Origin of the sequence: Aeromonas molluscorum 848 (genome assembly GCF_000388115.1) — a bacterium.
Taxonomy (GTDB): domain Bacteria; phylum Pseudomonadota; class Gammaproteobacteria; order Enterobacterales; family Aeromonadaceae; genus Aeromonas; species Aeromonas molluscorum.
Map to the genome: position 1 here is coordinate 17066 of NZ_AQGQ01000036.1, position 10433 is coordinate 27498.

7 protein-coding genes and 1 pseudogene are annotated in these 10433 nt (G+C 58.9%); 5 read left to right on the forward strand and 3 right to left on the reverse strand.

Features of this window, described 5'->3' with window-relative positions; all coding sequences use genetic code 11:
- The first annotated feature begins 296 nt into the window (after positions 1–296).
- The 3 genes from G113_RS07655 to G113_RS07665 all read left to right on the forward strand — a co-directional run bounded on the left by G113_RS07655 (position 297) and on the right by G113_RS07665 (position 3800).
- Positions 297–1319 carry a porin gene (locus G113_RS07655; RefSeq protein ID WP_005898104.1) on the forward strand — a complete coding sequence of 341 codons (1023 nt, stop codon included), beginning with the start codon at positions 297–299 and terminating at the stop codon, positions 1317–1319.
- A 205-nt stretch (positions 1320–1524) separates the two neighbouring features.
- Positions 1525–2469 (forward strand): hypothetical protein, encoded by a 945-nt coding sequence (locus G113_RS07660; RefSeq protein ID WP_005898106.1) that lies wholly within the window; start codon positions 1525–1527, stop codon positions 2467–2469.
- Between the two features lie 140 nt (positions 2470–2609).
- Positions 2610–3800 (forward strand): amino acid aminotransferase, encoded by a 1191-nt coding sequence (locus tag G113_RS07665; RefSeq protein ID WP_005898108.1) that lies wholly within the window; start codon positions 2610–2612, stop codon positions 3798–3800.
- An 87-nt stretch (positions 3801–3887) separates the two neighbouring features.
- Here G113_RS07665 and G113_RS07670 read toward each other — a convergent pair.
- The 3 genes and pseudogenes from G113_RS07670 to G113_RS07680 all read right to left on the reverse strand — a co-directional run bounded on the left by G113_RS07670 (position 3888) and on the right by G113_RS07680 (position 6568).
- Positions 3888–5409 (reverse strand): annotated as a pseudogene (locus G113_RS07670) (helicase HerA-like domain-containing protein).
- Positions 5410–5561: 152 nt separating this feature from the next.
- The gene (locus G113_RS07675) at positions 5562–6056 is read right to left on the reverse strand and encodes a DUF2062 domain-containing protein (RefSeq protein ID WP_005898113.1); all 495 of its coding nucleotides are present in this window, start codon (positions 6054–6056) and stop codon (positions 5562–5564) included.
- Positions 6053–6568, reverse strand: a complete 516-nt coding sequence (locus G113_RS07680) for a DUF2062 domain-containing protein (RefSeq protein ID WP_005898116.1) — start codon at positions 6566–6568, stop codon at positions 6053–6055. Before G113_RS07680 ends, G113_RS07675 begins: the two co-directional genes overlap by 4 nt.
- A gap of 27 nt (positions 6569–6595) precedes the next feature.
- Here G113_RS07680 and G113_RS07685 point away from each other — a divergent pair, with 27 nt between their 5' ends.
- Both G113_RS07685 and msbA read left to right on the forward strand, forming a co-directional pair.
- Positions 6596–8806, forward strand: a complete 2211-nt coding sequence (locus tag G113_RS07685) for a DNA internalization-related competence protein ComEC/Rec2 (RefSeq protein WP_040319012.1) — start codon at positions 6596–6598, stop codon at positions 8804–8806.
- 30 nt (positions 8807–8836) lie between these two features.
- The coding region (gene msbA / locus G113_RS07690) for a lipid A export permease/ATP-binding protein MsbA (protein ID WP_005898120.1) at positions 8837–10433 on the forward strand (1597 nt) is incomplete at its 3' end.

The following is a 10433-nucleotide window of genomic DNA, read 5'->3' on the forward strand; positions in this document are numbered from 1 at the left end:
CTTACGCTGTCGCCATATGTTCCGCCGTGGCGACAAAACACCTTGGGACTCAACTTTCGGAGTGTAGAAAAGCAGCGTTTTTCGCTGTAAACGTTTTCCCTCAAGGATGCGCAATAGATGGGAGCGAGATCACATTTTTCTCCCTATGACTATCGATCCACCGAAAAGTTCCAAGTTTTTTCATTGCGGATTGCAAAACCCGATGCTAGTCTCGGGCCCCATAGTGATGCAAAGAACATCGCTAACACAGGGAATAACAACAACTTAGTGTTTAATTACAGTAGGCATTGGAAACTATGAAAAAGACAATTCTGGCTATTGCTATCCCGGCTCTGTTTGCTTCCGCCGCTAACGCCGCGGTCATCTATGACAAAGACGGTACCTCTTTTGACGTTTACGGCCGTGTACAGGCTAACTACTACGGTGAGCATGACGACGCCGATGGTGAGCTGGTTGGTTCTTCCCGTCTGGGTTGGTCCGGCAAAGTTGCCCTGAACGACACCTGGTCTGGTATCGCCAAGACCGAGTGGCAGGTTTCTGCCGAAAACTCCGACAACAAATTCAACTCCCGTCACATCTACGTGGGTCTGGACGGCAGCCAGTACGGTAAGATCATCTTCGGTCAAACCGATACCGCCTTCTACGATGCCCTGGAAGCGACCGATATCTTCAACGAATGGGGTGACGTAGGTAACTTCTACGACGGTCGTCAGGAAGGCCAGATCATCTATTCCAACAGCTTCGGTGGTTTCTCCGGCAAGCTGTCCTACCAGACCAACGATGATGTCGCTGTTAAAGTGACTGACGTCGGTCAAGGCGTAAAAGAAGACGAAGTTTTCGGTCCTGACGTAAAACGTAACTACGGCTTCGCTGCTGCTGCCGGTTACGATTTCGACTTCGGTCTGGGCCTCGATGCTGGTTACTCCACTTCCGAGCTGGAAAACAAGACCACCAACGACAAAGGCAACAAAGACGAGTGGGCTGTTGGCGCGCACTACGCCATCAACGGTTTCTACTTCGCCGGTATGTACACCCAGGGTAAAATCGACAACGACAACACCGGTTGGGATGGCAAGGGCCGTGGCTACGAGCTGGCTGCTTCCTACAACGTTGACGCTTGGACCTTCCTGGCTGGTTACAACTTCACCGAAGCCAAGAACAACACCACCAGCACTAGCTACGAAGATCAAGTTGATGAAACCCTGCTGGGCGTTCAGTACAACTTCACTTCCAAGTTCAAAGCCTATACCGAGTACAAAATCCAGGGTATCGACGACCGCGATGACGAGTGGACTGTTGCCCTGCAATACAACTTCTAATCTCGGCTCCCTTGTATAGGGAAATGAAATTGAGTTGATGAAACGGCCAAGCTTGCTTGGCCGTTTTGCTTTTCTCTTTTCTCTTACTTTTTTCTTCTTTGGCCTGCCCTGCGCCACATCACGTTGTCTACTTCCCCAGCTTGGTATCAGCTTCACTATTCGTTAGATTAATCAGCTTGTTACCCCGACAGGGAAGGAGCGGGCCTTGATCGATTTTACTCATCCGGCGTGGCAGACGTTTGCCCAGCAATTATTGGCGCAGGATATGGTCAGTGTGCGGGATAGAAACTTGCAACCTCTCATCGGCCTGCTGCGCAGTCATCAGCTGCTGCTCTCCCTCGGCGCCCATCAATATCAGCTCACGCCGGCGGGCCGACGTTACTTGCAGCGCGAACTCACCCTGGCCAAGTTGTCTGTTGCCCCGCCAAGTCCGGAGGAGTGGATCCATGCCCAAGGCTGGCAGCTCAAGGAGAGGGTCAACCAGCGGGTACTCGCTGCCCTCTATCGCAAGGATGAGCAGCCATTTAGCACCGCCGAACAGATAGATTTTGAAGACAAGGGGATCAGTCTGTGTGGCGATGGCCTCCTCAGGCTGAGGGCTAGCCACCCCTTTAGTCTGTTTTTGCAGGGAGGGCAATTGCTTGATGCCGCGCCCTGGTTGCAGGGGTTGGGTGAGATCAGCTTGCCGGAGCGCAGTCTGGCACGGCTTGGCAAGTTGATCTGGCCAGGTCAGGAGCCCGTCCGGGTCATCACCACCGATAGCCTCGGGATTTTCACTGAACTGGTGATGCCAAAAGACAGCATCCTGGTATGGGGGGATCGCGAGGCGCCGCACCTGCTGATGCCCTTGCTGGCCGCCTTGCCCCTCGGGGTTAGCTGGCACCATATCACGAGTCTGGATCCGGCGGGTGCGGCGCGGGTGCAGGCTCTGGCCGCGCGTATCGCGCGCCCGGCAAGCTGGTGGCTACCTCGGGATCTGGCACCGTTCATGACGCACTATGGGAGTCCGCTGGCGGGAGCAAGAGCCTGGGAGCCCAGCGTGCTGCCCCGCGCTTTTCGCTCAGCCTGCCATCTGCTGATTGCTGCGCGGCAGGGGCTCAGTGCCGAGGCAATGGCACTGGCTTCGAGCTGGGATGCCGTGTCCGGATAGTCAGCAAAACATGGAACTAAAAAGCGGTTTTCCCACCTGATGGGCGGTGGTATAAAGAGGAAGCGCAGTGCCGCCAAAGGGCCGCTGTGTTTACCATCCAGGACGCCCCCCAATAAAATCAATGGAACACAGGGAAAACCATGTTTGAAAAGGTTGTTGCCGCCCCAGCGGATCCGATTCTGGGCCTGACCGATGCCTTCCGCGCCGATCCTCGTACCGACAAGATCAATCTCGGGGTCGGGATCTACAAGGATGAATCCGGAGCCACTCCTATTCTGCGCAGTGTTAAACAAGCCGAGCAGATCCTGCTCAATGACGAGAAGAGCAAGAACTACCTCGGCATCGAGGGCACGGCCGCCTATGGCTCCGTCGTGCAACAGCTGCTGTTTGGCAAGGGCGCCGAGCTTATCAACAGCGGTCGGGTCAAGACGGCGCAGGCGCCGGGGGGCACGGGTGCCCTGCGTATCGCCGCCGAGTTTGTGGTGCGCAACAACTTGAGCAAGACGGTCTGGATCTCGGATCCAACCTGGGCCAACCACGTCAGCGTCTTCCAGGCCGCCGGCCTTGAGGTGAAGTGGTACAAATATTACGATCCTAGCCGCAAAGGGCTCGATTTCTCCGCCATGCAAGCCTCTCTGGCCGAGGCGCAAGCGGGCGATCTGGTGCTGCTGCACGGTTGCTGCCACAACCCGACCGGCATCGATCCGACCCGTGAGCAGTGGCAAGCCCTGGCCGAGCAGAGCCTGGCCGCTGGCTGGTTGCCGCTGTTTGACTTCGCCTATCAGGGGTTTGCCCGTGGTATCGAAGAGGATGCCGAGGGGCTGCGTATCTTCGCTGCCAGTCACGACGAGTTGCTGGTTGCGAGCTCTTTCTCCAAGAACTTCGGGCTCTACAACGAACGGGTCGGTGCCTTTACGTTGGTCAGCGCCAGCAAGGCCGTTGCCGATGTGGCCTTCACCCAGGTCAAGACGGTGATCCGTGCCAACTACTCCAACCCGCCTTCCCATGGGGCTGCCGTGGTGACCACCATAGTGCAGGATGAAGCCCTGTATGCCGAGTGGGTGGCTGAGGTGGCCGAGATGCGAGTGCGCATTCGCGAGATGCGCGAGCTGCTGGTGGAGAAGCTTGCGGCGCTGGGGATTGCTCAGGACTTCAGCTTTATCCGTGAGCAAAATGGCATGTTCTCTTTCTCCGGATTGGACAAGGCCCAGGTTGAACGGCTCAAGCAGGAATTTGGCATCTATATCGTGGGTTCTGGCCGCATCAGCGTGGCGGGTATCACTCATGCCAATATCGATCCTCTGTGCGATGCCATCGCCAAGGTGATCTGACGACAGCCTTCACTCTCTCGAGTGAGTGGCTTAGGTCAGAAATAAAGAGGCCCGCATGATGCGGGCCTCTTTATTTATATAGCCCTGTCAGCGGCGACGCTTACTGTTGCCTCCGAGCAGGGATCCGAGCACGCCCCGTATCAGCTGGCGACCCATTTCCGTTTCCCAGGGTGCGAGCTACACTCTTGGCTGCCGTCTGCACCACTCCATCGTGCTGGCCACCCCGGGGGCCGGTGCGGCCAAACAGTATCTCGCTGATAGATCCAAACAGGCCGCCCTCAGGTTCGGCTTGCTCGGAGACCTTGCCGGACAGGGGTGGCTCAGGTGCGGCTTGAGCTTGTCCTTTCAGCCGTTCGAAGGCGGACTCCCTGTCCTGGGTCTGTTCATACTGGCCAAACAACAAGGAACCCTTGATGAGGGCTTGACGTTCGGGCGTCGTGAGCGGGCCTATTCGGCTGGCGGGGGGCGCTATCAGAGCCCGCTCCACGACCTGAGGGCGGCCCTTTTCATCCAGGGTCGAGACCAGTGCCTCACCGACACCGAGTTCAGTGATGACGCCGGCGGCGTCAAAGGCCGGGTTTGCCCTGAGGGTGTCGGCCGCGATACGTACCGCCTTCTGATCCTGCGGGGTGAAGGCTCGCAGAGCATGTTGTACCCGGTTGCCGAGTTGACCCAGCACGCTGGCCGGGATGTCGGCCGGACTCTGGGTCACGAAATAGACGCCCACCCCTTTGGAGCGAATGAGCCGCACCACCAGTTCTATCTTTTCCAGCAGTGCCTTGGGGGTGTCGTTGAACAGCAGGTGCGCCTCGTCGAAGAAGAACACCAGCTTGGGTTTATCGGGATCGCCAATTTCGGGCAGCTGTTCGAACAGTTCGGAGAGCAGCCACAGCAGGAAGCAGGCGTAAAGGCGGCTCGACTGGGTCAACTTGTCCGCTGCCAGTATGTTGATGTGGCCACGGCCCCGTTCATCGGTCTGCAGCAGATCCTGGATGTCGAGCATGGGTTCGCCGAAGAAGTGATCGGCTCCGGCCCGCTCAAGGCTGAGCAGATTGCGCAAGATGGCGCCGACCGACGCGCTTGATACATTGCCATAACTGGTGGTGAGCCGTTTGGCATTCTCGCCGACGAACTGCACCATGGCGCGCAGGTCCTTGAGATCGAGCAGCAACAGCCCCTCATCATCGGCTACCTTGAAGACCAGCTCCAATACGCCGCTCTGGGTATCATTGAGGCCAAGCAACCGCGCGAGCAGCAAAGGGCCCATGTCGGAGATGGTGGCGCGCACCGGGTGGCCCTGCTCACCATAAAGATCCCAGAATACCACCGGGCTGGCGCAAAAGACGGGGGCCTCAATGCCCATTTGACCGAGTCGCTCCTCGAGCTTGGGGGAGCTAGTCCCCGCCGCGCCCAGGCCGCTGAGATCGCCCTTTACGTCAGCCAGAAAGACGGGGACCCCCTGATTGGAGAAACCCTCCGCCAGCACTTGCAATGTCACTGTCTTGCCTGTCCCGGTTGCTCCCGTTATCAGACCATGGCGATTGGCCTTGGCGGGTAGCAACGAGAGGGAGTTTTTGCCGGCATAGGCGAGGATCAGCGGGTCAGCCATGGGAGCTCCTTGTGGCAGGTTCGAGTAGCAACCGATTGATTGTATTCAGTGTGGTGCCAAGATGGGCCCCTGACAAGGGGCCGGTAGAGCGGGGGAGAATCAACGCTGGGCAACACGCCTGTCACGAAGAGGAGACGGGGGTTATACCGGTTTTAACCTGTTCGATGACGGCGAAACAAGCGGAGCAATAGCGCGCAAAGCAGCCCTCCCAGGCTCGCGGTCAACAGGCCAAGCAGCAGGCTGCCGAGCAGGAAAGGGGGCAACAGGCTGGCGGCCTCCTGCTCGAACCAGGCCAGCGACCACTCCAGATGAAAAGGGGCCGGGGTCAGCTGCAGCAGTGTGCAGCCGGTACGATAAGCCCACAGATACATGAAGGGCAGGGTAATGGGGTTGTTGAACCAGACCGCCAGCAGAGCCAGGGGCAGATTGAGGCTAAAAAGCACTGCCAGTCCCACGGCGATCAGGCTGTGCATCGGCAGGGGCACCCAGGATGCGAACAACCCCGCAGCGCAGGCACCGGATAGCGCCCGGGTGCCCGATTGCCAAAGCGCCGGTGCGAACAGGCGTTCGCCAAACAGAGCAAACCACTTGTGCTGGCGTAGCTGCTCTGGAGTGACCTTTAATCGACTGCGCCAGTGGTTGTTCATTCTTTGTCCGCGCCGCGGTTACGCCATTGGCGCACTATGCTCAGCCGCCAGAGGCCGCGTACTACCACATAACCGGTGATGGAGCTGAGGATGGCCAGTACCAGGGAGCCGAGCAGCAGAGGCGGGGCTATGGTCTCGAAGACAGATGTCAGCCAGCTCCAGGTAAATTCAATCTCTATATGCTGGGAGGGTTGGCCCAGCAGATGACAGCCAACCACATAGGCGGCGTAGAACAGAGGCGGCATGGTGAGGGGGTTGGTGAGCCAGACCAGGGCAACCGAGAGCGGCAGGTTGACGCGAAACAGGATGGCGCCACCGGCGGCCAACAGCATCTGGAAGGGGACGGGGATCCAGGCCATGAAGAGACCGACCGCAAAGGCGCCAGCGGCGGAGCGGCGATTCAAATGCCAGAGATTGGCGTCGAGCAGCAGGTCGCCGAAAAGACGTAAGTGCTTGTGTTCCTTGAGCGTTTTATGATCCGGCATCCAGCGTTTAATGAGATGTTTGGGCATAATGAAACCTTGCTAAATACTTGCTCCATGGATCTGCGTTTATTGTCGTTTGCCCTCGGGGCAAGCTCCTGTCTGCTTTGGCCATGGTTGCCTTCATTCCAATGGGGGGGATTATGGCTGTCCCTGCTGATCCCCTTCTGTTTTATACGCGCCTGGCGGCTGCTGTTTCTGCTATTGGGCATCCTCTGGATGCAAGTAAACATGCAGGCTCGGCTCTCCTGGTTGGACACCCTGGGGGAGCAGGCGAGCCACATCATAACCGCACAGTTGCAAAGTGCAGAGCCTCAAAATGATAATTTTACGCGACTACAACTCAAGGTCATCGAGCTTGATGGTCGCAGCTTACCCCTGCCTCCCTTGGTGCGCATCAATGCTTACCAAACTTTACCCGAGCTGACATCGGGCTCGATCCTGACCCTGGCAGCCTCTCTCAAACCCGCCCATGGCTTGGCCAATGAGGCCGGCATGGATGGTCGTCGCCTGTTGCTGGGCAAGGGGATCAGCGCGACCGGCAACCTGCGTCGCCTTATTCGGGTCGAGCTCGAGCCACCCGGTTGGCGGACACTCTGGCTGGCCAGTGCCGGGCAAGCCTGGCAAGGGTTGGCGCAGGCGCCTTTGCTAGCAGCGCTCACCTTTGGCGAACAAGGTGGCATTTCGGACCGCCAATGGGAGCTGTTTCGCGGCGCAGGCCTGACCCACATCATCGCCATCTCGGGTCAGCATATTGCCCTGGTCGCCGTGCTGGGTTTCTGGCTGGGGCGACTGTTTGGGCTGAAAGGGGCGCTGGTCGGCACTCTGCTCTTTGCCGGTACATACAGTTGGTTGGCGGGTTTTGCGGTGGCGACCGAGCGGGCCCTCATCATGGTGTTGGTCTGGAGTATGCTGCGAGTATGGAAAAGGGATTGGCCCCCGTATCGCGTCTGGTTACTGGCCTTTGTGGCCATCTTGCTGTGGGACCCTTTTGCACTCTTCGCCGCCGGATTCTGGCTCTCTTTCCTGGCGGTGGCGCTCTTGATGGGGGCGAGTTACCTCTATGGCAGACCCAGTCTGCTGCGGCTACAAGGGATCTTGCTGCTCGGTTTGTTGCCGCTGCAACTTGCGTTGTTCGAGGGAATGGCGCCTTTGGCGCTGTTTATCAATCTGCTCGCCTTGCCGCTCTTTTGCCTCTTCATCATCCCTCTGGCACTGATTGCGGTACTGGTGAGTCTCTTCTCCCCGAGCCTCGCTCATGGCCTGTTCTGGCTGGCAGATGGGGCGCTCGGTTATCTCATGGTCAGTCTGGAGTGGCTCAATAGCCAGTGGGCACTCTGGTGGCCGCTACCAGGCTGGGCGCTGCCGCTGAGTATCTTGCTTCTGCTGGGCTGGCTAGCCTGCACCCTGCCTGGCGGTCGCTGGCTTGGTTTGCCGCTGCTCGCCGCCGCCTTGCTTGCCTGCTGGCCGGCGCCACCCAGTTGGCAGGTCAGAGTGCTGGATGTGGGGCAGGGGTTGGCGGTGCTGCTCAGTAGCCGTGGTCATCACATCCTGTTTGATACCGGCGATCGCTATCCCGGTGGCTACAACATGGCGGATGCGGCCATCTTGCCGCTGCTGCATCGGCTGTCGGTCGATGAGCTTGACATCTTGATCCTGAGTCACAAAGACCGGGATCATGCGGGTAACAGGGAGGCCCTGCACGCGGCGCTGTCGGTCAGGGCTGAGTACTCTTCTTACGCTTTCTCGCCTGGCACGCAGGCTTGTCGGCGTGGTCAGCAATGGCTGTGGCAAGGATTGACGCTGCGCATGCTGTGGCCGGAGCGCAGCGGCGCCGGACGCAACAATGATGGCTGCGTGCTGCAGATAGGCGATGGCCGGGTGAGTGTGCTGCTGAGCGCCGACATAGAGCGGGAAGCCGAAGCGCGCCTGCTGGCGCTCGAAGGGCAGGGGCTGCACAGCACAGTGCTGGTCAGTCCGCATCATGGTAGCAAAACCTCTTCAACCCCGGGCTTCGTGGCCGCCGTTGCGGCAAGGGAGGTGATCCACAGCGCCGGATTCATGAACCGCTGGCACTTTCCACGCCCTGAAGTCGTGGCGCGCTATCGCGCCCTGGTGCCCGATTCGCGGCAATGGGTCAGTGGGCAGTCGGGGGCGATTTTGATTGAAGTGGGGCCAAATGGACTTGATATCCAGGGGGAGCGAGATACCGGTCCCTGGTATCGACGCAGTGGAGCTTGGTGGAAACCACAGCTTTGGCTAGAATAGCCCGTCATTTCCCATTTATAACGGCGATTCATGCAACAAGATAACTCTCAAGATACCTCTCAAGAGAGCTGGCCCGTGTTCAAGCGGCTGCTCGCCTACGTTCGCGATCGCAAGCTGGGTCTGGCGGGCGGCATCATCGGCATGCTGGGCTATGCGGCGGTCGACACCGCCTTCGTCTACTCCATCAAGCCGCTGATCGACCAGGGTATCAATGGTAACGACAAGACGGTGCTGACCTGGATGCCCTTCTTCGTATTGGGCATAGTCGCGCTGCGCGGCGTCGCAACCTTCCTTTCTACGTTCTGCATGGCCTGGGTCGGTAACCATGTGGTGCTCAAGTTGCAGCAGCAGGTGTTCAATCATCTGATGGCCATGCCGATGAGCTTCTTCGACCGGCAGAATACCGGCGCCCTGCTCTCCAAGGTGACCTATGATGCGAGCCAGGTCTCCTCTGCGGCGAGCTCGACTCTGGTCTCCATCGTGCGAGAGGGGGCGACCGTTATTGGCCTGCTCGGCTTGATGTTCTGGCACTCCTGGCAGCTCTCCATCATCTTCCTGGTGGTGGGCCCCGTGGTCGGTGTCTTGATTAGCTTCATCAGCCGCCGTTTCCGCACCATCAGCCGTCAGATCCAGAAGGCGATGGGCAACATTACCACCTCGACCGAGCAGATGCTCAAGGGTCACAAGGAGGTGTTGATGTTCGGTGGCCAGGAGGTGGAGTCCAAGCGCTTCTTCCGTGTCAGCAACCATATGCGTCAGCAAAACATGAAAATGGTCGCGGCCAATGCCATCGGCACACCCGTGGTGCAGATGGTGGCGTCCATCGCCCTGGCCGTCTTCCTTTATGCGGCGACGGTCGACGGGGTGCGTGAGACCCTGACTGCTGGCACCTTCACTGTCATGATCACCTCGATGATGATGCTGCTCAAGCCGCTGAAAAGCCTGACCGACATCAACAACCAGTTCCAGAAGGGCATCACTGCCTGCCAGAGTCTGTTTGGCCTGCTCGACAGCGAACCTGAACCCGATACCGGTACGCGTCCTCTGGACAGGGCCCGGGGCGAGATCGAGTTTCGCAATGTCACCTTTACCTACCCGACCAAGCTGACCCCGGCGCTGCACAATGTCAGCTTCAAGGTCGAGGCGGGCAAGTCCGTGGCGCTGGTGGGGCGCTCGGGCTCTGGCAAGAGTACCATCGCCAGCCTGCTGACCCGTTTCTACGACATAGACGAAGGGGAAATCCTGCTCGATGGGATCAACATCCAGGAGTACCGCTTGAGCGATCTGCGCAAGCAATACGCCCTGGTTTCCCAACATGTGCATCTATTCAACGACAGTGTCGCCAACAACATCGCCTATGCTGCCGGAGATCGCTATAGCCTCGAGCAGATCCGTCATGCCGCCGTGGTGGCCCATGCCGATGAGTTCGTCAGCAAGATGAGCGAGGGTTACGATACCGTGGTGGGCGAGAATGGCGCCTCACTGTCCGGTGGCCAGCGCCAGCGTATCGCCATCGCCCGCGCCCTGTTGCGCGATGCCCCCGTGCTGCTGCTCGATGAAGCGACGTCCGCACTGGATACCGAATCCGAGCGCCACATCCAGGCCGCCATCGACGAGCTCTGCAAGG

Coding starts and splice junctions, on each gene's coding strand:
- G113_RS07685 (WP_040319012.1), top strand. CDS start 6,596: ATGGATCTGCGTTTATTGTCGTTTGCCCTCGGGGCAAGCTCCTGTCTG.
- G113_RS07680 (WP_005898116.1), bottom strand. CDS start 6,568: ATGCCCAAACATCTCATTAAACGCTGGATGCCGGATCATAAAACGCTC.
- G113_RS07665 (WP_005898108.1), top strand. CDS start 2,610: ATGTTTGAAAAGGTTGTTGCCGCCCCAGCGGATCCGATTCTGGGCCTG.
- G113_RS07675 (WP_005898113.1), bottom strand. CDS start 6,056: ATGAACAACCACTGGCGCAGTCGATTAAAGGTCACTCCAGAGCAGCTA.
- G113_RS07655 (WP_005898104.1), top strand. CDS start 297: ATGAAAAAGACAATTCTGGCTATTGCTATCCCGGCTCTGTTTGCTTCC.